Origin of the sequence: Actinomycetospora sp. CA-053990 (genome assembly GCF_050948445.1) — a bacterium.
Lineage (GTDB): Bacteria > Actinomycetota > Actinomycetes > Mycobacteriales > Pseudonocardiaceae > Actinomycetospora > Actinomycetospora callitridis.
In genome coordinates this window covers 5,757,494-5,781,942 of sequence record NZ_CP192043.1, presented here as the reverse complement: position 1 = coordinate 5,781,942, position 24,449 = coordinate 5,757,494, and the positions used below count along the sequence as shown (strand labels likewise).

The following is a 24,449-nucleotide window of genomic DNA, read 5'->3' as shown; positions in this document are numbered from 1 at the left end:
GTCAGGCTGGCCGGCGAGGGAGGAGAACGATGACCGCGACGACGACGCGCGAGCCCGGGCCGGCCGGCGGCGGCCGCGCCGCGCGGTGGTCCCCGGCACGGCTGGGTCACCACCGCTACCTGTGGTGGGCCGGGTCCGTGCTGCTCGCGGCCCTCGCCGTCGTGATCGCCGTCGGGTCCACCGACTCGCCGGACGCGGGCATCACCGACGCCGGCGCCCTGACCGTCGTGGTCGCCGTGGGCCTCCTCGCACCCGTCCTGGTGTGGATGACGGGCGCCGAGCTCGTCGGCGCCCTCCGCCGCCGCGTCTCCGACGACGTCCGGGTCTACGGCACCGGGCAGGCCGTCCGGGGCGCCGCGCCCCCGCCGGACCCCGACGCGCCCTCCTGGCTCCGACCGGCGGAGGACGTCCTCCTGCACATCGAGGTCGACCACGTGCCGGACGCCGCGCGGGTCGTCGAGCGCGCGGCGCACGGCAACCGTCACCGGTTCCTCGAGACCGCCGACGAGGAGCTGCGCCTGCGCAGCGGGCGGGGCACGTTGACCGCGAGCGTCCGCGCCGGGGCCGTCCGCCACCGGGCGACCCGCCGCACGCTGCCGGGCCGCTACCGCGCCCGCTGGGAGATCGACCTCGACGGCCGCAGGCTCACCTGCGACGTGCGGGGCATCCAGGCGGTGCCGCGGCGCACGCTGCTCGAGCCCGACGGCACGGCCTGGCTGGTGCAGATGGGCGTCCCGTCGCTGGTCGACCAGCTGCGCGGCGGGCGCGCCGCCCGCCTGCGGCCGCACGGGCGGCTGCCCGAGGACCTGGCGCCGGACGCCGTGGCGTTCTGCCTGTGGCTGTTCTGCGAGCTCGAGACCCACCAGGAGCGCGTCCGCAGCTACGGCCGCGACTTCGGTGCCACGGCACCGGAGCCCGTCGCCGACACGTGGACGGGCCACGAGGAGCAGGAGAGGATCCCGTGACCGCCACCCTCGACCCGGTCCGCCCCGCCCACGGCGGCCCCGCGCCCCGCTGGTCGCCGCGCCGCCTGGGTCACCACCGCTATCTCTGGTGGGCGGGCGCGCTGCTCCTGGCCGGTGTCGCGGCGGCGATCGCGGTCGCCCTCGACCCGTCGCCGGAGCCGGGGATCGCCGACGACGGCGCGGTCAACGTCCTCACCGCGGTGATCGTCCTCGTCCCGATCCTGGTGTGGGGGCTGATCCACCAGCTCGTCTCGGCCATCCGCCGGCGCGCGCGCGACGACGTCCGGACCTACGGCACGGGCCAGCCGGTGCGCGTCCGCCGTCCGGAGCCCCAGGACGCCGGCCGTCCCGGCGACACCGTGCGCTACGTCGTCGACGTCGACCACGTCCCGGGCGCGGTGACGGTCAACGACCGCCAGGACCGCGGCGGCCCGTCCGCCTTCCTCGACGACGGTGACCGCCGCCTGCGCCTGCGGGCCCGTGCGGGGCAGATGACCGCGAGCGGCGCCGCCGGGCCGGTGTTCGTCGCGCGTCGCTTCGGCCCGGCCGGGCGGCGTCGCTGGGAGATCGCCGTCGAGGGCCGGCGCCTGGACCTCGAGGTCCGCGGCACCCACCCCGTGCCGCGGCGCACGCTCGTCGACGACGAGGGGAGGCGTGGCTGGTGCGCCTCGGCCCGTGCCGTCGGGGCCGCGTCCACCCGCAGGCCCGCGTGCCCGAGCGTCTCTCGCCGGCGGCGGCGGCGTTCGTCGTATGGGTCTGCGCCGAGCTCGACGCGAAGATCCGCGCGGCGCGGGACGCGCCGCTGACCCGGGGCAGCGGGGACGACGGCGGGGACTCGACGTGGTGGGACACCGGGAGCTCCGGTGACTCCCCGGGCTCGGACGACTCCGGACTGTCGAGCAGCAGCAGCGACTAGGCCGGAGTGACCTTCTCGATCGATCGAGAAGGGCCGGCGAGGGCCTACGCTCGGAGACGTGCCAGCCCGCCCGGTGATCCTGACCGTGGACGACGACCCCGGGGTCTCCCGCGCCGTCGCCCGCGACCTACGACGTGAGTACGGCGAGCACCACCGCATCGTGCGGGCCGAGTCCGGCCCTGCGGCGCTCGACGCCCTCAAGGAGATCGCGCTGCGGGGTGAGCAGGTCGCGGTGATCCTCGCCGACCAGCGCATGCCGCGGATGTCGGGCGTCGAGTTCCTCGAGCAGGCCATGGACCTGTTCCCGAGGGCGCGACGCGTGCTCCTCACCGCCTACGCGGACACCGAGGCGGCGATCACCGCGATCAACGTCGTCGACCTCGACCACTACCTGCTCAAGCCGTGGGACCCGCCGGAGGAGAAGCTCTACCCGGTGGTCGACAGCCTGCTCGCGGCGTGGCGTGACACCCCGGACCGGCCGGCGGCGCCCGTGCGCATCGTCGGGCACCGCTGGTCGTCACGCTCCTACGAGCTGCGCGACCTCGTCGCCCGCAACCAGCTCTCCTACGACTTCCTGCGCGCCGACGAGCCCGAGGGCGCCCGCCTGCTCGAGGCCGCCGGCGCCGATCCCGACCAGCTGCCGGTCGTCATCACCGAGGACGGGACGGCGCTGGTCCAGCCCACCGACGCCCAGGTCATCGAGTCCGCGGGCCTGTCGACCACCGCCTCGGAGGCCGTCTACGACCTCGCCGTGATCGGCGGCGGCCCGGGCGGGCTCGGCGCGAGCGTCTACGGCGGATCCGAGGGGCTGCGCACGGTGCTCATCGAGTCCCGGGCCACCGGCGGACAGGCGGGCACCTCGAGCCGCATCGAGAACTACCTGGGCTTCCCGAACGGCGTCTCGGGCGACCAGCTGACGACGCGGGCGCGCCTGCAGGCCGAGAAGTTCGGCACCGAGGTGCTCACCACCCGCACCGTGACCAACATGGAGCCCCGCGGGCGGGCGCGCGTCATCACCTTCGACGACGGCTCCGAGATCACCGCGCACGCCGTCGTGCTGGCCACCGGCGTCTCGTACCGGATGCTCGACTGCCCGGGGCTCGAGGAGCACACCGGCCAGGGCGTGTTCTACGGCGCCGCGGCCACCGAGGCGAACTCGTGCGCCGACCAGGACGTGTACGTCGTCGGCGGCGCCAACTCGGCGGGCCAGGCGGCGATGAACTTCTCCCGGCACGCCAGCCGGGTCGTCATGCTCGTGCGCGGTCCGTCGCTGACGGCGTCCATGTCGCACTACCTGATCGCGCAGATCGAGGCGAACCCCCGGATCGAGGTCCGCACCTGCACCGAGGTCGTCGGCGCGGCCGGCACCGAGCACCTCGAGAAGCTGACGTTGCGTGACAGGAACTCCGGCGCCGAGGAGACGGTCGAGGCCTCCTGGCTGTTCGTCTTCATCGGCGCCGCGCCGCGCACCGACTGGCTGGACGGTGTCGTCGCCCGCGACGGCCGCGGTTTCGTCCTCACCGGCCCCGACCTGCCCGGGGGTCCGAACGGACGGCGCCCCGCGGGATGGGAAATGGACCGGGATCCGTTTCACCTGGAGACGTCCGTGCCCGGGGTCTTCGCCGTCGGCGATGTCCGGGCCGAGTCGGTCAAGCGCGTCGCGTCCGCAGTCGGTGAGGGAGCGATGGCCGTGAGTCTGGTGCACCGATGGTTGGAGAACTCATGAGCACCACCGAGCAGATCCCCGAGAAGCTCACCCGCGACGAGCTGCGGGAGCTCTTCCTGTTCGAGAAGCTCGACGACGCCCAGCTCGACTGGCTGGCGCGCCACGGGGACGTCGTCACCGCCTCCGCCGGTGAGACGGTCTGCCGCGAGGGCGACCCCGCCGCCTGCTTCTGGGTGCTGCTCTCCGGCGAGATGGCCATGCTGCAGACGGTGCGCGGCGACGAGGTCGAGACCACGCGCACGAGCCAGCGCGGCACCTACGGAGGCTCGACGCAGGCCTACATCCCGAACGCCGAGCAGACCTACATGCACTCGCTGCGGGCGACCCAGGACGCGACGTTCCTCGCGCTGCCCGCCACCGAGTGGGCCGAGGCGCTGCGCGAGTGGTTCCCGCTGCCGATCCACCTGCTCGAGGGCCTCGTCGTCGGCATGCGCCGCACCTCGACGATCACCAGCGAGCGCGAGCGGCTGCTCGCCCTCGGCTCGTTGTCCGCCGGCCTGACCCACGAGCTCAACAACCCCGCGGCCGCCGCCCAGCGGGCCACCGAGTCGCTGCGCAGCCGCGTCGCCGGGATGCGGCACAAGCTCGGGTTGCTGGCCTGCGGCAAGCTCGACGGCGAGACGATCGCCCAGCTCGTCGACCTCCAGGAGGACGCCGTCAGCCGGGCCGAGACCGCGCCGGACCTCTCGGTGATGGAGGCCTCGGACGCCGAGGACGAGCTCGGCGACTGGCTCGACCAGCGCAGCGTCGGCGGCGCCTGGGACCTCGCGCCGGTCCTGGTCGCGGGCGGCCTGGACGCCGAGTGGCTGGACAAGGTCGAGCGCGCGGTGCCCGAGGGGTCGATCGAGGCCGCGGTCCGCTGGATCGCCTACGCCGTCGAGACCGAGACGCTGATGGGCGAGATCACCGACGCCACCGGACGCATCGCCAACCTCGTGGGGGCCGCGCGCCAGTACTCCCAGCTCGACCGCGCGCCGTTCGACGAGGTCGACCTGCGGGTGCTGCTCAAGTCGACGCTGATGATGATGAGTCGCAAGCTCGAGGGCATCCAGCTGGTCAAGGAGCTCGACCCCGACCTGCCGAAGATCCCGGCGTACGCCGCCGAGCTCAACCAGGTGTGGACCAACATCATCGACAACGCCGTCGGCGCCATGAAGGCGACCGGCGACGGCTCGGGCACGTTGACGATCCGCACGCGCCGCGACGGCCGCAACGCGGTCGTCGAGATCTCCGACACCGGCCCGGGCATCCCCGAGGACGTGCGCCCGCGCATCTTCGAGCCGTTCTTCACCACCAAGGACGTCGGCGAGGGCACCGGGCTGGGCCTGGACATCTCCTGGCGCATCGTCGTCAAGAAGCACCACGGCGACATCCGCGTCCACACCGGCCCGGGCGGCACGACGTTCGAGGTCTGCCTGCCGATCGACGGTCCGAGCCGGGAGACGACGCCGGGCGAGGATCTCGACGATTAGTTACGCAAGCTAAATATCGGGGCACTCCCTCCTCGTCACCGTCGACGAGGAGGTCGGGCCCATGTGTGGCATCGCCGGAGCTGTGGACCTGGCGCGCGGAGTGGACCGCGCCGAGGTCGCCCCGATGGTCGAGACGATGAGCTGCCGGGGGCCGGACGACGAGGGTCTCTGGCTGTCGCAGGACGAGGGCCGGTCCCGTGCCGCCCTGGGCCACCGCCGTCTCGCGGTGGTGGACGTGCCGGGCGGCCGGCAGCCGATGACGCTCGAGCGCCACGGCGAGACGCTGCTGACGCTGGTGTTCTCCGGCGAGGTCTACAACTTCCGCGAGCTGCGCCGGGAGCTCGAGGGGCGCGGCCACGTCTTCCGCACCGCGTCGGACACCGAGGTGGTCCTCGTCGGCTGGCTCGAGTGGGGCTCCGACGTCGTCGAGCGCCTCAACGGGATGTTCGCCTTCGCGATCTGGGACACCCGGCGCGAGGAGCTCTTCCTCGTCCGCGACCGGATGGGCGTCAAGCCGCTGTACTGGTACCCGACGCCGGACGGGGCGCTCTTCGGCTCCGAGCCCAAGGCGATCCTGGCGCACCCGCGCAGCGAGGCCGTGCTGGACCTCGACGGCATGCGGGAGCTGCTCGCGCACGTCAAGACGCCCGGCCACGGCATCTACCGGGGCCTGTACGAGGTGCGCCCCGGCTCGTGGGTGCGCGTGCGCCGCGAGGGCGCCGACGTCCACCGCTACTGGCAGCTCGAGGCCCTCGAGCACACCGACGACCAGGACACCACCGTCGCGCACGTCCGCGAGCTGCTCGACGACATCGTCGACCGCCAGCTCATCGCCGACGTGCCGCTGTGCGCGCTGCTGTCCGGCGGCCTGGACTCCTCGGCGATCACCGCGCTCGCGGCGCAGAAGCTGCGCGCCCAGGACGCCGGCCCCGTCCGTTCGTTCTCCGTGGACTTCGTGGGCTACGAGGACGCCTTCCACGCCGACCCGATGCGTGATACCCCGGACGGGCCGTACGTCCGGGAGCTCGCCGAGCACGTCGCCGCCGACCACACGGCCATCACGCTGTCCAACGACGACCTCATCGACCCCGAGGCCCGGGCCGCGGTGCTCGCCGCCCGCGATGTCCCGGTCTCGATCGGGGACATGGACACCTCGCTCTACCTGCTGTTCAAGGCGATCCGGGGTCGCTCGACCGTGGCGCTGTCGGGGGAGTCCGCCGACGAGGTGTTCGGCGGCTACCGCTGGTTCCACGACGCCGACGCGGTGGGCGCCGACACGTTCCCGTGGATGGCGCGGCGCCAGGGGCCGCTGGACCTCTCGGTGAGCCACTTCGCCCCGGACCTGCGGGAACGGCTCGACCTCGACGGCTACGTCGACGCGTCGTACCGGGACGCGCTGGCGGAGGTGCCGCACGTCGAGGGCGTCTCCGACCACGAACGTCGGATGCGCGAGGTCTGCTACCTGCACCTGACGCGGTTCGTCCAGATCCTGCTCGACCGCAAGGACCGCATGAGCATGGCCAGCGGGCTCGAGGTGCGGGTGCCCTTCTGCGACCACCGCCTCGTCCAGTACGTCTTCAACACGCCCTGGGCCCTGAAGACCTTCGACGGCCGGGAGAAGAGCCTGCTGCGGGCCGCGACCAGCGACCTGCTGCCCTCGTCGATCGTCGACCGGGTCAAGAGCCCGTACCCGTCCACCCAGGACCCGGGCTACGAGAAGGCGCTGCGCGCGTCGATCGCCGACCTGGTGTCCGATCGCGACGCCCCGGTGCGCGAGATCGTCGACGTCGAGGCGCTGCGTTCGGCCATCGACGCCCCGCAGGACGGCCCGAGCATCGACACCGACCGCGCCCGCATGGAATCGGTGCTGCAGATCGACGCGTGGCTGCGGCGCTACCGCCCGACACTCGCGCTCTGAGCGCGTCCGCCACAGGTCGGAGGGGGGCGCCCCCCGGTCACCGTGGGGCAGCACGGCGACCGGGGGACGCGAGACCCCGTGCGGCCGGGCGCGGTCGGTCGCACGGGGGTCCGGGTCGTCCCGAGGGACGGCACGGGGTGGTCGGAAGACACGTCGGCGACCCTGGTCACGACGGGGACGACGGCGGCCGTGGAGACCGTGCGACGACTCCGGCGCGAACAACGGCGACAACGGCATCTATCCAACGACCGAAGTCGCCCGAGCGATACGCACTCTCGCCGCCCTGTGCGCGATTCGCGCCGGGTGGTCCTCCGGTTCACCGGACCGGGGGACGAATCGGCCGTGACGCACGTCTCCTCAGTGCCGCACTGAGCCGAATGCGACGTCCCGGTGCTCGACGGGCCCCGCCCGGCGCCGGTGGGACACTGGGGAGGTGCAGACCGCCCACGGCCCGGACGGCGCCAGCACACGTGGCGACGTGGAGGCCGACCCGCCGACCGAACCCGTCGGCCCGCCCGTCACCGGTGGGGGCGACGACGTCGCGCTCCCGTCCTCCCGCCGCGCGTCCGGCGGGGAGGGCGGCCTGATCCCGGATTTCGTCGACGACCCGGAGAAGCGGGCCCGCCTGCGCCGCATGAAGGGCGTGGCGCTGTCGTTCCTCTTCGGTGCCGCGATCGTCTGGATCGTCTTCCTGGTCTGGGAGCGCAACGGCGGACCTGCGTTCACCGGCTATGTGCGTGCCGCGGCCGAGGCCGGGATGGTCGGCGGGCTCGCCGACTGGTTCGCGGTCACCGCGCTCTTCCGTCACCCGCTGGGCATCAAGATCCCGCACACGGCGCTCATCCCGCGCAAGAAGGACCAGCTGGGCGCCAGCCTCTCGGGCTTCGTCGGCGAGAACTTCCTGGCCCCCAAGGTCGTCGGGGAGAAGCTGCGCGCCGCCCAGATCTCCGCGCGGCTCGGCGGCTGGCTCACGACGCCGGGCAACGCCTCGCGGGTGACCGGCGAGCTCGCCACCGTCGTGCGCGGCGCGGTCACCGTGCTGCGCGACGACGAGATCCAGGCCGTCGTCGACCAGGCCGTCACCCGGCGGGTCGTCGCCCAGCCCTGGGGGCCGCCGATGGGCCGGCTGCTGGCCGGGGTGCTCGACGACGGGGCGCACCGCCGCGTCGTCGACCTGATCTGCGACCGCGCCTACGACTGGGTGCGCGACAACCACGACACCGTGATGGCGCTGGTGAGCAAGCAGGCGCCGAGCTGGTCGCCGCGCTTCGTCGACGGGCTGATCGGTGATCGCCTCTACGCCGAGGCCCTGTCGTTCGCCTGGGCGGTGAAGTCCGACGCCGACCACCCGATGCGCAAGGCCGTGGACCGCTTCCTGATCTCCTTCGCCGCCGACCTGCAGGACGACCCGGACACCAACGCGCGGGTCGAGGACATCAAGCGCCAGCTCCTCGAGCACCCCGAGGTCCAGGCCCTCATCTCGCGCGCGTGGGCCACCGGCAAGGCGATGCTGCTCGACGCCGCCGAGGACCCGTCGTCGCAGCTGCGCCTGAAGGTGACCGACGGCGTCGCCCGCTTCGGCGAGCGCCTCGACACCGATCCCGAGCTCCGCGACAAGATCGACGGCTGGATCGTCGACGCCGCCGCCTATGTCGTCGGCCGCTACTCGAGCGAGATCTCCACCCTGATCTCCGACACCGTCGCCCGCTGGGACGGCCCCGAGACCTCGCGCAAGATCGAGCTCCAGGTGGGCCGTGACCTCCAGTTCATCCGCATCAACGGCACCCTCGTCGGTGCCCTCGCGGGCCTGGTGATCTACACCGTGGGCGAGCTCCTCGTCTGACGCCGTCCCCCGGAAGTGTGTGTGGCAGCCCACGCGACCTGCGCAAGCACAGTGCTTGCGCCAGCTAGCACTCGTGTTAGCGTGGGTGTCAGCGAGTTCGGAGGAGGTGGTCATCGGTGTCCGGGACGGACGGGGTCGAGAAGATCGGCCAGGCCGTCGAGGACATCGGTGCCTACATCCGCCGGCAGCGTGAGGGTGCGGAGGTCAGCCTCCGTCAACTCGCGAAGGTCGCGGGGATCAGCAACCCGTACCTGAGCCAGATCGAGCGTGGACTGCGCAAGCCGTCCGCCGAGATCCTGGCCCAGATCGCGACCGGCCTGCGGATCTCCGCCGAGGCGCTGTACGTCCGGGCAGGGATTCTCGAGCCCCGGGAGCACTCCCCGGTGCTCGACGCCCTCGCGTCGGACACGGAGCTGACCGAGCGCCAGAAACAGGTGCTCACCGACATCTACGAATCGTTCCGTCGCGGCAACGCTGCCGAGACCAGCACCGCGACCGGGACCGAGGACGCCGCGCTCGCCGTGGCCGCCATCGACGCTGCCGCCCAGGCAGTCGAGGCACCGGCCCCGCGCACGTCCTGACCTACCGCTCAGGCACGCACGTCCCACACGTATTCAGGAGAGAGGACGACCATGGCTGTCACCTTCCCCACCAAGTTCGACGTCCGCGAGGTCCGCGACCAGGCCAGCAAGGCCGTCTCGGACGCCATCGACCCGCTGCGCCAGCCCGCCCTGGCCGTGCTGGGCCTCGGCGACGTGGCCGTCGCCGCCGCCCGTGAGGCCGCCGAGCGCGTGCAGTCCGGCGCCACCGAGGTGCAGGCCCGCGTCGAGGACCTCCCGGCCGAGGTCCAGGAGCTGCGCACCAAGCTGACCGCGGAGGACTTCCGCCGCCTGGTCGACAGCTACCTGGCCGCCGTCCGCAGCGTCTACACCGACCTCATCAAGCGCGGCGAGTCCGCGTACCGCGACATCACGTCGCAGCCGCAGGTCAAGCAGGCGCTGAACACGGTCGACCAGGTCTCGAGCGAGATCGAGGACCGCCTCGAGGACGCCGTCGAGGGCGTCCGCGTCCGCGGTGAGAGCGCTCTCGCCGGGGTCACCAAGCAGACCCGTTCGGTCGGCGAGCGCGCCGCCCGCACCACGCAGCGCTTCAGCGCCCAGGCCGCCGAGGTCGTCGCCGAGGCCGGCTCCGAGCTCTCCGAGGAGATCAAGGAGGCCGGTGACGAGGTGGCGGCCGAGACGCGCAGCACCACGCGCAAGGCCGCCGCGCGCACCGCGCCGAAGAAGCAGGGCCCGAAGAACGCGCCGAAGTCCGCGGCCACCGCGGGCGGCGCCAAGCGGGCCCCCAAGAGCTGAGTCCCGCCACCGTGCGGTGACGCTCTGCTCGACACGACCCCGGGACGCTCCGCCGTCCCGGGGTCGTCGTGTGTCCGGAGGAGGACCGCGCGCCTGTCGCCCCGCTGCGCGGGGCACGTATCGTGGTGGCGTGTCGGTGCTCTACAACCTCGATGGCTACGTGCTGCTGGTGCTGTGGCTGCTGGGGATCCCGGTGGGCCTCTACGCCTTCGTGCACGCCCTGATGCAGCGCTCCGACGCGTTCACGGCCGCGGACAAGCTGACCAAGCCCGTCTGGTGCGCGATCACCGGCGTCGGCCTGGCGATCCTCGCGATCTCCACCAGCGGCCCCTACAGCTTCCTGTGGCTGGTCGGCATCATCGCCGTGCTCATCTACATCGTCGACGTGCGCCCGCGGGTGATCGAGATCCAGCAGGGCCCGCGCTGGTGACGTCGGCGGCCGCCCTGGCCATCGCGGGGTCGCTGGAGCCGGTGCCCGCCCTCGAGCGGACCGATCTGCTGGCCGAGCCGGTCGTCGACGCCCTGCGCGCGCTGCCCGCCGACGTCGCGGCGGACTGTCTCGTCGCGGCGATCGACCCCACGCTCGCCGACACCGCCGCGTTCTGCGAGGCCTACGGCTCGCCGCTGGAGGCGTCGGCCAACTGCGTCGTCGTCGCCGGCTCGCGCTCCGGCGAGCGTCGCTTCGCCGCCTGCGTCGTGCTGGCCACGACGCGCGCCGACGTCAACACGGTCGTCCGCAAGCGGCTCGACGTCCGCAAGGCGTCGTTCGCGCCCATGGACGAGGCCGTGGAGCTCACCGGCATGGCCTACGGCGGCATCACCCCGTTCGGCGTGCCGGCGTCGTGGCCCGTCCTCGTCGACCCCGCGGTGCTCGCCACGCCCGCGGTGGTGGTGGGCAGCGGCCGGCGCGAGAGCAAGCTCCTCGTCCCCGGTGCCGTGCTCGGCGAGATCGCCGGGGCCGAGGCTCTCGAGGGCCTCGGCCGCTGACGCGGGGCCCGGTGGGAATCGGTCGCCCTCGGGGAACGTTCTCCGCTCAACATTGAACGTTCAATTACTGAGGAGGGGACGATGCCCGCTCTGACGGTCGCCGACCTGACGGTCCTGCCCCGCATCCCCGAGCCCGCGGGGCCCCGCGTCGGCGCCACCGAGCGGGGCGTCCGCACGGTGACCACCGCGCCGCAGGGCTACGAGGGCGAGGGCTTCCCGGTGCGCCGCGCGTTCGCCGGCGTCGACCTCGCGCTCCTCGACCCGTTCATCCACATGGACCAGATGGGCGAGGTCGAGTACGCGCCGGGCGAGCCCAAGGGCACGGCCTGGCACCCCCACCGGGGCTTCGAGACCGTCACCTACATCATCGACGGCACGTTCGAGCACGCCGACAACCACGGTGGCGGCGGCTCGATCACCAACGGCGACACGCAGTGGATGACCGCTGGTGGTGGGGTGCTGCACATCGAGCGCCCGCCGGAGGCGCTCGTCGCGTCGGGCGGCCTGTTCCACGGCCTGCAGCTGTGGGTGAACCTCCCGCAGGCGCAGAAGTGGGTGCAGCCCCGCTACCAGGACCTGCGCTCCGGGCAGGCCGCGCTGCTGACCTCCGCCGACGCCGGGACGCTCGTGCGTGTCATCGCCGGCGAGGTCGGCGGGCACGAGGGACCCGGCTCGACCTACACGCCGATGACGATGGCGCACGCCTCGCTGGAGCCCGGCGCCGCGCTGCACCTGCCCTGGGACCCCGAGCAGAACGCGCTGCTCTACGTACTCTCGGGCGACGGCACGGTCGGCGCCGAGCGGCGGCCGGTGCGCACCGGCCAGCTCGTCGTCTTCGGTCCCGGCGAGTCGCTGCGGGTCGCCGCCGACCCCGGGCAGGAGGGCCGGCACCCGAAGCTCGAGGTCGTGCTGCTCGGCGGCCGCCCGCTCCGCGAGCCGGTGGCCTGGGGCGGGCCGTTCGTCATGAACACCCAGCAGGAGGTCCGGGAGGCGATGGTCGACTTCCACGCCGGCCGGCTGGGCGCGATCCCCGCCGAGCGGGTGCGCACGCGCACGTGAGCACTTCGAGGTGCCGGAGCACCACGAAGTGCTCACATGCCGCAGGCACCTAGCGGAAGACGACGGTGCGGCCCGCGTGCACCTGCACGCGGTCCTCGAGGTGGGCCCGCAGCCCGCGGGCCAGCACCAGCTTCTCGACGTCCCGGCCGCGGCGGACCATGTCCTCGGCGCTGTCGGCGTGGTCCACGCGGCTGACGTCCTGCTCGATGATCGGGCCGGCGTCGAGGTCCGCGGTGACGTAGTGGCACGTCGCCCCGACGAGCTTCACCCCGCGGGCGTGGGCCTGGTGGTACGGGCGCGCGCCGGCGAACGACGGCAGGAAGCTGTGGTGGATGTTGATCGCCCGCCCGGCCCATCGGTCGCAGAGCTCGGGCGTCAGGACCTGCATGAAGCGCGCCAGCACGATCGCGGCCGGGTCGTGCTCGTCGACGAGGGCGGCGACCTTCGCGAACGCGGCGTCGCGGCCCGTGCGGGCGTCGTCGTCCTCGGCCCGCGAGGGGAACGGCACGTGGTGGAACGGCACGCCGTGGGCCTCGGCGAGCGGGCGCAGCACCTCGTGGTTGCCCACGACCGCGCGCACGTCCATCTCGAGCTCGCCGCCCCAGACCCGGCCGAGCAGGTCGTGCAGGCAGTGCGACTCCTTGCTGACCAGCAGCACCACCCGCGGCGGCTCGGCGGCGTCGCGCACCTGCCAGCGCACCGGGTCGCCGCCGGGGACCTCGAGGCCCGCGGCCACCTGGCCCATCACCACGCGCAGCACGTCCGCCCCGCCGGGCACCGACGCGGCGTCGACGACCTGGCGCGTGACGAACCAGCCCGCCTCGGTGTCGGCGTGGTACGCGGCCTCGGTGATCGAGGCGCCGAGCGCGGCGAGCCGTCCCGTGATCGTGGCGACGATGCCGGTGCGGTCCGGACAGCTCAGGGTAACGACGAGGCGATGGGTCGCCATGGTCAGCGCTTCTCCAGCCGCCGGCGGGTGAATGCGTCCTCGGCGTCGAGCAGCGCGCCGACCTGCTCGACGACGACCTTCTCGATGCGCCCGCCGACCATCGGCACCGACACCGTGGCCTCGCCCTGGATCTCGGTGACCGCGCCACCGCCGGAGTCGGTGAGCGTCTGCGTCCCGGTCATCGTCCCGGGGAGACCGCGGACCGTGACCTCGAACGTGCCGTCGTAGCCGCCGTCGGTGCGCCCGCGCCAGGTCTCGACGCGGTCGAGCACGAGGTCGTCGCCGGTGAAGCGGCGGACCGCCGACGGCAGGAACTCGACGGGCACCGAGTGGCGCAGCTCCACGCGGGCTCCGGAGTCGTCGACGGTGTGTTCCACGAGGGCGGGATCCTTGCCGCCGAGCTCCTTCAGGCGTGCCCGGAGGTGGTCGCCGTCGACGAGCTCCGCGTACACCTCCTCGGCGGGGACGTCCCAGGTGGCGCGGTGGGCGATGCGGGTCGACACGGGCGGGAGGTTACCGTCGGAGGCCGTGGCACCCGGTCCGACCGCTCAGACGACGCCCGCGCCGGGCGACGGCCCCGTCGACACCGACGCCGCGACGCTCCTCGCGCCCCACACGACGCTCGGTCTCGGCGGCCCCGCCCGCCGCCTGGTGCGGGCGGCGACGGCCGACGAGGTGGTCGAGCGGGCCCGGGCGGCCGACGGGGCGGGCGAGCCGCTGCTGCTCGTCGGCGGGGGCTCCAACCTCGTCATCGGGGACGCCGGGTTCGCCGGTACCGCGCTGCTCATCGACTCCGCGGGCCACGAGGTCGTGCGCCGCGACGCCGACACCGTCGTCCTGCACGTCGAGGCCGGCCACGACTGGGATGCGCTGGTCGCGGACACCGTCGCCGACGGGTTCGGCGGGCTCGAGTGCCTCTCGGGCATCCCCGGGCGCACCGGGGCGACGCCGGTGCAGAACGTCGGCGCCTACGGCGTCGAGGTCGGCGACCTCCTCGTCGACGTCGACCTCTACGCGCGCCGCACCGGCCGCCGCGGCACGGTCCCGGCCGCCGACCTCGGCCTCGGCTACCGCACCAGCCGCCTCAAGGGCGACCGCAACGTCGACGGCGAGATCGTGCTGGGCGTGCGCTTCCGCCTCACCACCGACGGCCTGTCCGCCCCGGTCCGCTACGCCGAGCTCGCCCGCGCCCTCGGCGTCGAGCCCGGCACCCGCGTGCCCGTCGCCGACGCCCGCGCCGCCGTGCTCGCCCTGCGCCGCGGGAAGGGCATGGTCATCGACCCCGCGGACCCCGACAGCCGCAGCGCGGGCTCGTTCTTCACCAACCCGGTGGTGGACGAGGCCACCGCGGCCCGCGTCGCCGCCCGCGTCGAAGCGGCGGGCCAGGTCCCGGTCACGGCGTGGCCGCAGCCCGGCGGGCTGGTGAAGCTCTCCGCCGCTGCGCTCATCGAGCGCGCCGGCGTCCCGCGGGGCCACCCCGGCGAGCACGCCCCCGCGCGGGTCTCCACCAAGCACACGCTCGCCCTGACGCACCGCGGCGGCGGGACCACCGACGACCTCCTGGCGCTCGCCCGCGACGTGCGCGACCGGGTCGACGCCGCCTTCGGTCTCGTGCTCGAACCCGAGCCCGTGCTCGTCTCCTGCGCCCTCTGACCGGTATGTGGCGAGACGCCGCTCACGATCACTGGGCCACCGGTGTGAGTGTGCCCGTGGCCTGACAACCGTCCCGGGGCCGTTCGCGTCATGCGTTCGGGATCGATCAGGAGAGGTGGCCCTCGGGGTGCGGGAACGCGTGCAGGGTGTGCTGGCCGTGGTGGTGGCGCTCGTCGCCGTCGCGGGAGTCGTCGCGGGGTGTGCGGCTGCGGGCGCGACGCCCCGGCCGGCGGGGAGTGACGCGACGCAGCCCCCGACCGTGACCACGACGGCCGTGCCGGGGCGCGCCGACGTCGACCCGGGCGGCGAGATCAGCGTGACGGCGCCGGACGCCGCCCTGCGCGACGTCGCGCTGACCGGCGCGGACGGCCGCCCGATCGCCGGGGCCACGACCCCGGACGGACACCGCTGGGCCGCCACCGAGGCGCTCGGCTACGGCAAGCCCTACACCTGGTCCGGCGTCGCGGTGGGCGCCGACGGGGCCACCACACCTGTGGCCGGCGGCTTCACCACGGTGAGCCCGGAACGGGTCGTGCGCGCGCAGTTCGCGCAGCCCGACGACGCCACCGTCGGGGTGGCCGCGCCGCTCGCCATCCAGTTCGACGGGCCGGTCACCGACAAGGCGGCTGCGGAGCGGGCCCTGCAGGTGCGGACGTCGGTGCCCACCGAGGGTTCGTGGGCGTGGCTGCCCGACGACGCGCTGGGCTCGCGGGTGCACTGGCGGCCGAAGGAGTACTGGAAGCCCGGCACCGTCGTCGACGTCGCGGCGAACCTGTACGGGGTGAACCTGGGCGACGGCGCCTACGGGCGTGAGGACCTCACGAACCACCTCACCGTCGGGCGCTCGCAGATCGTGCGGGCCGACGTCACGAGCCACCGGATGGTCGTGATCCGGGACGGCCAGCAGGTCATGGACGTGCCCGCGAGCTACGGGCTGGGCAGCGACCCCAACCGGATCACGCGCAGCGGGACCCACGTCGTCACCGAGAAGTTCGACAACAAGCGGATGACCAGCGCGCAGTACGGCTACGACCTCGTCGAGCACTGGGCCGTGCGCATGAGCAACAACGGCGAGTTCATCCACGCCAACCCGGCGTCGGCCGGCGCCCAGGGCTCGAGCAACGTCACCCACGGCTGCGTCAACCTCTCGACCGCCGATGCCCGGGCGTACTACGACACCGCCATCTACGGCGACCCCGTCGAGGTCACGAACTCCCCGGTCCAGCTCTCCGCCGCCGACGGGGACGTCTACGACTGGGCCCTCGACTGGGACACCTGGGCCGGGATGTCGGCGCTGACCTGAGTTCGACCCGGCGGGCCGTCGGGGTGCGGTGCCACGATGGTGGCCACGCACTCGGAGAGGTTCGGGGGACGCATGGGTCGGGCGCTCGTCACGGTGCTGAGCGGGCTGCTGCTGGTGGTGCTGACGGCCTGCGGCTCGGGGGCGCCGACGCCCGGCGGGGCCGGCGCCTCCACCGAGGCGCCGCCACCGGTGGGTGTGGCGGTCGAGCCGGCCGCGAACGCCGCCGACGTCGCGCCGCGCGCCACGGTCGCGGCCAGCACCGAGGGGACGTTCACCGACGTCACGCTCACCGCGTCGCCGGGCGGTGCGGTCGCCGGGTCGCTCTCGCCCGACCGGAAGCGCTGGACGCCCTCCGGCCCGCTGGCCTACGGCGCCACCTACACCTGGGGCGGCACGGCCACCGGGCCCGGCGGGGGCTCCTCGCCGGTCACCGGCTCGTTCACCACGGTCGCGCCCGGGCAGACGGTCCGGGCGACGCTGAACATCGGGGACGACCGCGAGGTGGGGGTGGCGGCGCCGATCACGATCCAGTTCGCCGCCCCGGTGGAGGACAAGGCGGCCGTGGAGCGGGCGCTGCAGGTGCGCACGTCGGTGCCCACCGAGGGCTCCTGGGCCTGGCTGCCCGACCAGGACGGCGGCTCGCGGGTGCACTGGCGCCCGAAGGAGTACTGGCGGCCCGGCACGCAGGTGGACGTCCGCGCGAACCTCCTCGGCACGCCGTTCGGCGGCGGCGCGTGGGGCCGCGAGGACCTCACCACGTCGTTCAAGATCGGCCGTTCGCAGGTCGTGCAGGCCGACGTCAACAGCTTCCGCATGGTCGTCATCCGCGACGGCCAGCAGGTGATGGACGTCCCCGCCAGCTACGGGACGGACTCCGACCCGAACCGCACGACGCGCTCGGGCATCCACGTCGTGAGCGAGAAGTTCACCAACAAGCGGATGGTGAGCGAGCAGTACGGCTACGACCTCGTCGAGCGCTGGGCGGTGCGCATCAGCAACAACGGCGAGTTCATCCACGCCAACCCGGCCTCCACCGGCGCCCAGGGCTCCAGCAACGTCACCCACGGCTGCATCAACCTCTCGGAGGCCGATGCCCGGGCGTTCTACGACACCGCCCAGTACGGCGATCCGGTGGAGGTCACGAACTCCGGGGTGAACTACTCGCCGAGCGACGGCGACATCTACGACTGGGCCATCCCCTGGACGGAGTGGCAGGGGATGTCGGCGCTCTAGGTGGTCTGGGTCCTCTCTAGGTCCTGTGGAAGCGCATCCCCGTGGCCTGGTCGCGGGGCTTGAGGACGATGGTGTCGAGGTTGACGTGCGAGGGTCGGCTCATGGCGAACGCCACGACCTCGGCGACGTCCTCGGCGACCAGCGGCGTGATCCCCTCGTAGACCTTGGCCGCGCGGTCCTCGTCGCCCGCGAACCGCACGAGTGCGAACTCGGTCTCCACCGCGCCGGGTGCGATCTCGGTGACGCGCACGGGCTCCCCGAGCAGCTCGCCGCGCAGGGTTCGGTGCATGGCGCCCTCGGCGTGCTTGGCGGCGGTGTAGCCCGAGCCGCCGTCGTAGACCTCGAGGCCGGCGATCGAGGTGATGGTGACGACGTGGCCGTCGCCCGAGTCGATCAGCAGCGGCAGCAGGCCCTTGGTGACGCGCAGGGTCCCGAGGACGTTCGACTCCCACATCCAGCGCCACTTCTCCTCGTCGGCCTCGATCACCTTCTCCGTGCCCTTGGCGCCGCCGGCGTTGTTCACCAGGCCGCGCAGCGGGCTCTGCGGGGTGACGAGGTCGCGCACGCCGTCGACGAACGCGGCCACCGAGTCCGCATCGGTGACGTCGAGGGGCAGGGCGGTGCCGCCGACCTCCTCGGCGACCTCGGTGAGGCGCTCCACCCGGCGCGCGCCGAGGACGGGGTGCCAGCCGTCGGCGGCCAGCGCGCGGGCGGTGGCGGCCCCGATGCCCGAGCTGGCGCCGGTGACGACGGCGAGGGGACGGTCGGTTCCCGGTGTCGGCGTGCTCATGCCCCGCACCCTAGGTCTGTTCGTCACGTGGTCCTCGGCGAGCCCGGGAGGGCCCGACACACCTAAGCTGGCGGGGTGACCCCGGCGGCGACGACGGCGACGGCATCTCCGGCGACCCGTTCCCGTCCCCCGGGCCGGGTGGTTCGTCCGCATCCGGGGCGACCCCGCCGGGTCGCGGTCATCTCACTGCACACCTCGCCGCTCGCCCAGCCCGGCACCGGCGACGCGGGTGGCATGAACGTCTACGTCGTGGAGACGGCCCGGCGGATGGCCCAGCGCGGCGTGGAGGTCGAGATCTTCACGCGGGCGACGTCGTCGGACCTGCCGCCGGTGGCCGAGCTGGCGCCCGGCGTGCTGGTCCGGCACGTCATCGCCGGGCCCTACGGCGGCCTCGGCAAGGAGGACCTGCCCAGCCAGCTGTGCGCGTTCACCGCCGGGGTGCTGCGCGACGAGGCCCGTCACGAGCCGGGCTGGTACGACGTGGTGCACAGCCACTACTGGCTCTCCGGCCAGGTCGGGTGGCTCCTGCGGGACCGCTGGGGCGTGCCGCTGGTGCACACCGCGCACACCCTGGCCAAGGTCAAGAACGCGTCCCTCGCCGACGGCGACCGGCCCGAGCCGCTGTCGCGGGTGGTCGGCGAGGAGCAGGTGGTGGCCGAGGCCGACCGCCTCGTCACGTCCACGCAGGCCGAGGCGGACGACCTGGTCGCCGCCTACGGCGCCGACCCCGCCCGCGTCCGCACGATCGCGCCGGGCGTCGACCTGCGCACCTTCACCCCGCGCCCGACCGCGACGCCGCGCGCGCCGCCCTGGGGATCCGGCCGGAGGACACGGCGATGGCGTTCGTGGGGCGGATCCAGCCGCTCAAGGCCCCCGACGTCCTGCTGCGCGCCGCCGCCACGATGCTCGCGCGCCGTCCGGAGCTGCGCGAGCGGCTGGTCGTCCTCGTCGTCGGCGGTCCCTCGGGCACCGGGCTCGCCGAGCCGGAGTCGCTGGTGGCGCTCGCCCGCGATCTGGGCATCGCCGACGTCGTGCGCTTCCTGCCGCCCCGGCGCGGTGATGAGCTCGCGCAGGTCTACCGCGCCGCCGACGTCGTCGCCGTGCCCAGCTACTCGGAGTCCTTCGGGCTCGTCGCCCTCGAGGCACAGGCCTGCGGCACCCCGGTGGTGGCCGCCGCCGTGGGCGGGCTGCCCACCGCGGTCGCCCACGAACGCTCGGGGCTGCTCGTCGACGGCCACGACCCGGAGCGCTGGGCGGACGCCCTCGAGCGCGTCGGCCTCGACCGGGCCGGGCGCCAGCGGTTCTCCGCCGGCGCCGTGGAGCACGCGGCGATGTTCTCGTGGGACCGCACGGCCGACGCGCTGCTCGCGACGTACGCCGAGGCCTCGCGGGAGAAGGACCGCGACCGGACACGAGGGATGGCGGTGTGAGCTCCCCTGCCCCGGACGAGCTGGAGAAGGTGCTCGTCGACGCCCTCGACGAGCGCGAGCTGACCTACACCCGGCCGGGTCCGGGACGGTTCTTCGTGACGCTGCCGGGCACCAAGAAGCTCGCCACGCACTGCTGGCTGGTGCTCACGCCCCACGCGCTGCTGGTCGAGGCGTTCGTGTGCCGGCACGCGGACGAGAACCTCGAGGAGGTCTACCGCTTCCTCCTGCAGCGCAACGCCCGGCTCTACGGCGTGCACTACACGATCGACCGGGCCGGCGACATCCACCTCGTCGGGCGCGTGGCGAGGCACGCCGTGATCGACGAGGAGATCGACCGCATCCTCGGGCAGGTGCTGGAGGCCGCCGACGGGGACTTCAACACCCTGCTCGAGCTCGGCTTCGCCACGTCGATCCGCCGCGAGTGGGCGTGGCGGGAGTCGCGGGGGGAGTCGCTGGCGAACCTCTCGGCGTTCGCGCACCTCGTGGAGGGCCGCGACTGAGCCACCGGGCCACGCCGCCGGCGTGGGACGGGGGGCATCCGACGCCGGCGGCGGGCGTCCAGGGGCGCTCGCACAGGCGAACGGGCACAAGTAGGCCACGCCTCGGCCGAACCGTGGGGTCGAATCGGCTTCTCGCGCTCACTGTCCCACCACGCAAGACGCGGGGCAAGACGCCGTCATACGGCCGAACGGGTGACCACCTGACTCGTCTATGTGCCTCCCGATCACAGAGAGATCATGCGAGAGGGAGGACGCTCGGCCGTACCGACAGGTAGGTTTACCGACGCATTGCCATCCCGCGCTCGACGAGGAGTTCCCGCATGGTCGTCCGCAGCCCGTACGCCGACGTCGACATCCCGGACGTGGGTCTGCCCGAGTTCCTCTTCGGCGACCTGAGCGATGCCGACGCCGGCCGTGTGGCGATCATCGACGGATCGTCGGGTGCGCAGACGACCTTCGGCGAGCTCGCCGGGGCGATCGACCGCTTCGCCGCCGCCCTCGGCGAGCGGGGCCTCGGCCGCGGCGACGTCATCGCGCTGTTCGCGCCCAACAACGCCTACTACCCGGTCGTCTTCCACGGCGCCCTCGCGGCGGGCGTCGCGGTGACGACGGTCAACTCGCTCTACACCCCCGACGAGCTCGCCTTCCAGCTGCGCGACTCCGGCGCGAAGATGCTCGTCACGATCACCCCGTTCCTCGACCGGGCCCGCGCCGCGACGGAGCAGGACGGCGTCGTCGTCACCGAGACCGTCCTCATCGACGGCACCCGGGACGACGCCGGCACCCCGCGTCCCGAGAACGGGCTCGCCGACCTGCTCTCGACCACGGCCGAGCGCCCGCAGGTGACGGTGACCGGCGACGACGTCGCCGCCCTGCCCTACTCCTCGGGGACCACCGGGCGCGCGAAGGGCGTGGTGCTGACCCACCGCAACCTCGTGGCGAACCTGATCCAGTTCCAGGTGCTCAACGCGAGCACCGATGCCGACTCGAAGATCCTCGCAGTGCTGCCGTTCTTCCACATCTACGGCATGACCGTGATGATGAACCACGGCATCTACGTGCGGGCGACCGTCGTGACGATGCCGAAGTTCGATCTCGCCGAGTTCCTGCGGATCATCTCCGAGTTCCGCGTCGACCGCGTCTACATCGCCCCGCCGATCGCGGTCGCGCTGGCCAAGCACCCGATGGTCGACCAGTACGACATCGACTGCGTCGACATCGTGTTCTCCGGCGCCGCGGCGCTCGACGCCGAGCTCGGGCACGCCGTCGGGAAGCGCCTGAACTGCACGGTGCTGCAGGGCTACGGGATGACCGAGCTCAGCCCCGTCAGCCACGCGATGCCACAGGACCGTCCCGACATGGACCTCAACTCGATCGGTGTCGCGCTGCCCAACATCGAGTGCAAGCTCGTCGACCCCGAGACCGGCGAGGAGGGCTCGCGCGGCGAGCTGTGGGTCCGCGGCCCGAACGTCATGCGCGAGTACCTCAACAACGCCGAGGCCACTGCGGAGACCCTCGACGCCGACGGGTTCCTGCACACCGGCGACGTCGCCACGGTCACCGACGAGGGCGTCTTCCACATCGTCGACCGCGTCAAGGAACTGATCAAGTACAAGGGCTACCAGGTACCGCCGGCCGAACTCGAGGCGCTGCTGCTGACCAACGACGGGATCGCCGACGCCGCGGTCATCGGGGTCAAGGACGCCGAGGGCGAGGAGATCCCCAAGGCGTTCGTCGTCCTCCAGCAGGGCGCGCAGCTCTCCGGTGACGACGTCATGGGCTTCGTGGCCGAGCGCATCGCCCCGCACAAGAAGGTGCGGGTCGTGGAGTTCATCGACCAGATCCCGAAGTCGGCGTCGGGGAAGATCCTGCGCAAGGATCTCCGCGCGCGTGAGCAGGCCTCCGCCTAGGGTCCCTGACCTGCAGACGCTCCGGGGTGAGAACGTGGCGAGCGTGTCAGGGCTGCGCATGGTGGCGGTGGCGGTCGACGCCCGCGATCCCGAGACGCTCGCCTCGTTCTGGGCGGCGGCGCTCGGTGCGGACATCGTCCGCCGTTGGCAGGACGCCCACGGCACGCCGTACGTGGAGGTCGCGCTGCTCGGCGAGACGGTCCTGCTGTTCCAGGCCGTCGCGTCGCCCACGGAGGGCAAGAACCGGATGCACCTCGACCTCGCGACGCCGGCCGGGAGCGATCAGCAGGACGAGTTGGGTCGTCTGGTCGCCCTGGGGGCGGCTGTCCTCGACGTGGCTCCGGACCATCCGTGGGTCGTCATGGCCGATCCGGAGGGCAACGAGTTCTGTGTCCTCCCCGCCGAGTGAGGCAGGGCATCGCGCAGCAGGCGCCCGTCGTGGTCCGCCATCGAGGCTGCGATCAGCGACCACCGCGCCCGGGTCGTGCTCGTCCGACCTGGCCGTTGGCGCGCCGGTCCGCCCGCTCCAGGAGTCGCCACAACACCATGGCCAACGCGCCGCCGACGTCACTCACCAGGGAGGTCACCGGGGGCGTGCGCCGTGGCTCGATGCGCTGGCGTGTCCGCGGGACATATCCTGCGCGGCTCGACATTGCTTCCGTCATCGACACTTCACCTCGGACGAGGACTGGGCCCGAGCGGTCCCGAGGCTGAACTGTCGATCGACCAGCGCACGGGCTCCGGTGGGCGGGTACGGACACCGAGGTCCGTCTCTTCGCCGGCTGGAGGTCAACCGTGCTGTCACGATGGACCATACGGGCTAGACCGCCGGTGGGCAACGCACTCGCGCCCGCGCCTGACGACACCGCCGCGCAGGGTCACGACGAGCTGTTCGACCGAGTTCCGCAGCCTCTGACTCCTCCGGCCACACGGCGCGGCGCCGTCCGACCGCCTGCCCAGAGGGCCGGGAACGGGGCACAATGGTGACGCCTCCACCACGGCGGGGTGTGACGCAGTACGCGACCGCCACCGTGAAGGAGACGACCCGTGACGACCTCGGACACCGCCACCAGCGCGCACACCGCTCTCCGGGAAGCGACCCAGGCGCTCAGGGTCCGCCGGGACGGTGCCACCGGCGGTGACCTGACCGATGACGACTTCCGGACGCTGGCCGCCGATCTGTCCCTCACGCTCGACGCGGTCGTCAGCCTCCTGCGCTCGGTCGGCGTCGGCGTCCGGCCCAACGCCGCCACCCACGGCCTGCTCACCGTGGCCGAGCACGTCGACATGGGCGCGCTGATGGCCCGTCAGGCCAGCGGCGACCGCGATGAGCAGCCGAAGCCGGTCATGCACCTCGAGCCCGAGCGCTGCGGGTGCACGGACGACTGACGGGCGACGGACCCCCGTGCCGCCACGGAGGGGGCGTGGTCGCCGAGTGTCGGTGATCCTCCTGCCGGGTACCATCCCTGCTGGCGGTCGACCACCTTTGCCGCCCGTGAGGACGCGAGGGACCGCAGTAGTTCGCGGAGACCTGGCAGCTCCGACCGTCATGTGCTTCCCGAGAGCACAGCGCATGTCTTCCTCGGCTCTGCCTCGCCGGCCTGCGAGGGCTCGGCGACGTGTTGCGAGCACTGGAACACCGACAGGTGGCGTCTGTAGTGAAACCCGAGCGCAACGACGAGATCGGGCCTGCCCTGCGTGCCGCAGCGCTGGACCTGATGGACCAGCGGAACTTCCGCGACCAGGACGTGCTGCTCAGCAACGTCGTGACGGCAGCGGTCGACACGATCCCCGGTGCCGACGCCGGCGGCATCTCGATGGTCAGCAGGGGAAGCGTCGACTCGCGGACCCCGAGCAACGGCGGGGTGACCAAGCTCGACCGGCTGCAGAGCGAGTTGCACGAAGGTCCGTGCATCACCGCGATCGAGGAGCCCGCCGTCGACGGGCTCGTCGTCGTCGACGACCTGTCGAACGGCGACGGGGAGCGGTGGCCGCGGTTCGCGCCGCAGGCCGTCGAACAGGGCTACCGCGCGATGCTGGGTGTACAGCTGTCCCAGGAGCCGGAGATGCAGGCGGCTCTGAACCTCTACGGGGCCGAGCCCCGCGTGTTCGACGAGCACGCGCAGGTCACGGCCGGACTGTTCGGGTCCCAGGCCGCGATGCTGCTCTACGGAGCCGAGCAGACCCGGGCGCTGCAGGCCGGCATCGACAGCCGGGAGGTCATCGCCCAGGCCCGCGGCATCCTGATCGAGCGACACGGCGTGACGGGCGACGAGGCGTTCCAGATGTTGGTGACCTCCTCGCGGCGCTCGTCCATCGATCTGGTGGACGTCGCCGCCTGGGTCGTCGCCGAGGCCGAACAGGGACGGAACCGTCGTGACCGACGCGCCGATGATCACTGAGGCCCGCTCCCGGCCCTCGCGCCGCGGACCGGACAGGC

The 24,449-nt window shown here is 73.1% G+C and carries 22 protein-coding genes and 2 pseudogenes; 21 read left to right on the top strand and 3 right to left on the bottom strand.

What is annotated here, in order from left to right; all coding sequences use genetic code 11:
- Window positions 1-29: 29 nt before the first annotated feature.
- The 11 genes from ACQPYN_RS29440 (at window position 30) to ACQPYN_RS29390 (ending at window position 12,241) form a co-directional block, all read left to right on the top strand.
- Window positions 30-965, top strand: a complete 936-nt coding sequence (locus tag ACQPYN_RS29440; protein ID WP_433030415.1) for a hypothetical protein — start codon at window positions 30-32, stop codon at window positions 963-965.
- Complete coding sequence (locus tag ACQPYN_RS29435) at window positions 962-1,771, top strand: hypothetical protein (RefSeq protein ID WP_433030413.1); 810 nt, start codon at window positions 962-964, stop codon at window positions 1,769-1,771. The genes ACQPYN_RS29440 and ACQPYN_RS29435 overlap by 4 nt, the downstream gene beginning before the upstream one ends.
- Before the next feature lie 168 nt (window positions 1,772-1,939).
- Window positions 1,940-3,607 carry an FAD-dependent oxidoreductase gene (locus ACQPYN_RS29430; protein ID WP_433030411.1) on the top strand — a complete coding sequence of 556 codons (1,668 nt, stop codon included), beginning with the start codon at window positions 1,940-1,942 and terminating at the stop codon, window positions 3,605-3,607.
- Window positions 3,604-5,079 (top strand): ATP-binding protein, encoded by a 1,476-nt coding sequence (locus ACQPYN_RS29425; RefSeq protein ID WP_433030409.1) that lies wholly within the window; start codon window positions 3,604-3,606, stop codon window positions 5,077-5,079. The genes ACQPYN_RS29430 and ACQPYN_RS29425 overlap by 4 nt, the downstream gene beginning before the upstream one ends.
- A gap of 61 nt (window positions 5,080-5,140) precedes the next feature.
- The gene (asnB, locus tag ACQPYN_RS29420) at window positions 5,141-6,997 is read left to right on the top strand and encodes an asparagine synthase (glutamine-hydrolyzing) (protein ID WP_433030407.1); all 1,857 of its coding nucleotides are present in this window, start codon (window positions 5,141-5,143) and stop codon (window positions 6,995-6,997) included.
- 634 nt (window positions 6,998-7,631) lie between these two features.
- On the top strand, window positions 7,632-8,840 hold the full coding sequence (locus tag ACQPYN_RS29415) for a DUF445 domain-containing protein (RefSeq protein ID WP_433039117.1): 1,209 nt from the start codon (window positions 7,632-7,634) through the stop codon (window positions 8,838-8,840).
- 116 nt (window positions 8,841-8,956) lie between these two features.
- Complete coding sequence (locus ACQPYN_RS29410) at window positions 8,957-9,421, top strand: helix-turn-helix domain-containing protein (protein WP_433030405.1); 465 nt, start codon at window positions 8,957-8,959, stop codon at window positions 9,419-9,421.
- 51 nt (window positions 9,422-9,472) lie between these two features.
- Entirely contained in the window at window positions 9,473-10,195 is a 723-nt protein-coding gene (locus ACQPYN_RS29405) for a hypothetical protein (protein ID WP_433030403.1), read from the top strand.
- 130 nt (window positions 10,196-10,325) lie between these two features.
- Window positions 10,326-10,625: a DUF2516 family protein gene (locus tag ACQPYN_RS29400; protein WP_274190949.1), complete on the top strand. Its 300-nt coding sequence runs from the start codon at window positions 10,326-10,328 to the stop codon at window positions 10,623-10,625.
- Window positions 10,622-11,182 (top strand): YbaK/EbsC family protein, encoded by a 561-nt coding sequence (locus ACQPYN_RS29395; RefSeq protein WP_433030401.1) that lies wholly within the window; start codon window positions 10,622-10,624, stop codon window positions 11,180-11,182. Before ACQPYN_RS29400 ends, ACQPYN_RS29395 begins: the two co-directional genes overlap by 4 nt.
- Window positions 11,183-11,263: 81 nt before the next feature.
- Window positions 11,264-12,241: a pirin family protein gene (locus tag ACQPYN_RS29390; RefSeq protein WP_433030399.1), complete on the top strand. Its 978-nt coding sequence runs from the start codon at window positions 11,264-11,266 to the stop codon at window positions 12,239-12,241.
- 49 nt (window positions 12,242-12,290) lie between these two features.
- On the opposite strand, the gene purU is transcribed toward ACQPYN_RS29390, so the two are convergent.
- Window positions 12,291-13,190 carry a formyltetrahydrofolate deformylase gene (purU, locus tag ACQPYN_RS29385; RefSeq protein WP_433030397.1) on the bottom strand — a complete coding sequence of 300 codons (900 nt, stop codon included), beginning with the start codon at window positions 13,188-13,190 and terminating at the stop codon, window positions 12,291-12,293.
- A gap of 2 nt (window positions 13,191-13,192) precedes the next feature.
- A complete protein-coding gene (locus ACQPYN_RS29380; RefSeq protein ID WP_433030395.1) occupies window positions 13,193-13,693 on the bottom strand; it encodes a DUF2505 domain-containing protein in 501 nt (166 codons plus the stop codon).
- A 25-nt stretch (window positions 13,694-13,718) separates the two neighbouring features.
- Between ACQPYN_RS29380 and ACQPYN_RS29375 the strand changes: the two genes are divergently transcribed.
- The 3 genes from ACQPYN_RS29375 (at window position 13,719) to ACQPYN_RS29365 (ending at window position 17,379) form a co-directional block, all read left to right on the top strand.
- A complete protein-coding gene (locus ACQPYN_RS29375) occupies window positions 13,719-14,843 on the top strand; it encodes a UDP-N-acetylmuramate dehydrogenase (RefSeq protein ID WP_433030393.1) in 1,125 nt (374 codons plus the stop codon).
- Between the two features lie 115 nt (window positions 14,844-14,958).
- Window positions 14,959-16,146 (top strand): L,D-transpeptidase, encoded by a 1,188-nt coding sequence (locus ACQPYN_RS29370; protein ID WP_433030391.1) that lies wholly within the window; start codon window positions 14,959-14,961, stop codon window positions 16,144-16,146.
- 36 nt (window positions 16,147-16,182) lie between these two features.
- The gene (locus ACQPYN_RS29365; RefSeq protein ID WP_433030389.1) at window positions 16,183-17,379 is read left to right on the top strand and encodes a L,D-transpeptidase; all 1,197 of its coding nucleotides are present in this window, start codon (window positions 16,183-16,185) and stop codon (window positions 17,377-17,379) included.
- Window positions 17,380-17,395: 16 nt separating this feature from the next.
- On the opposite strand, the gene ACQPYN_RS29360 is transcribed toward ACQPYN_RS29365, so the two are convergent.
- On the bottom strand, window positions 17,396-18,169 hold the full coding sequence (locus ACQPYN_RS29360) for an SDR family NAD(P)-dependent oxidoreductase (RefSeq protein WP_433030387.1): 774 nt from the start codon (window positions 18,167-18,169) through the stop codon (window positions 17,396-17,398).
- A gap of 234 nt (window positions 18,170-18,403) precedes the next feature.
- Between ACQPYN_RS29360 and ACQPYN_RS29355 the strand changes: the two are divergent.
- The 7 genes and pseudogenes from ACQPYN_RS29355 to ACQPYN_RS29325 form a co-directional block, all read left to right on the top strand.
- Window positions 18,404-18,874: pseudogene (locus tag ACQPYN_RS29355) on the top strand (glycosyltransferase); the annotation flags it as partial.
- Between the two features lie 59 nt (window positions 18,875-18,933).
- Window positions 18,934-19,599: pseudogene (locus ACQPYN_RS29350) on the top strand (glycosyltransferase); the annotation flags it as partial.
- Complete coding sequence (locus ACQPYN_RS29345; protein WP_274194521.1) at window positions 19,596-20,099, top strand: YbjN domain-containing protein; 504 nt, start codon at window positions 19,596-19,598, stop codon at window positions 20,097-20,099. The pseudogene ACQPYN_RS29350 and the gene ACQPYN_RS29345, both read left to right, overlap by 4 nt.
- A gap of 320 nt (window positions 20,100-20,419) precedes the next feature.
- Window positions 20,420-22,009, top strand: coding sequence for an AMP-binding protein (locus tag ACQPYN_RS29340; protein WP_433030385.1), 1,590 nt, complete (start codon window positions 20,420-20,422; stop codon window positions 22,007-22,009).
- 34 nt (window positions 22,010-22,043) lie between these two features.
- Window positions 22,044-22,418: a VOC family protein gene (locus ACQPYN_RS29335; RefSeq protein WP_433030383.1), complete on the top strand. Its 375-nt coding sequence runs from the start codon at window positions 22,044-22,046 to the stop codon at window positions 22,416-22,418.
- Between the two features lie 638 nt (window positions 22,419-23,056).
- The gene (locus ACQPYN_RS29330) at window positions 23,057-23,398 is read left to right on the top strand and encodes a hypothetical protein (protein ID WP_433030381.1); all 342 of its coding nucleotides are present in this window, start codon (window positions 23,057-23,059) and stop codon (window positions 23,396-23,398) included.
- A gap of 230 nt (window positions 23,399-23,628) precedes the next feature.
- Complete coding sequence (locus ACQPYN_RS29325) at window positions 23,629-24,411, top strand: GAF and ANTAR domain-containing protein (protein ID WP_433030379.1); 783 nt, start codon at window positions 23,629-23,631, stop codon at window positions 24,409-24,411.
- Window positions 24,412-24,449 lie beyond the last annotated feature (38 nt).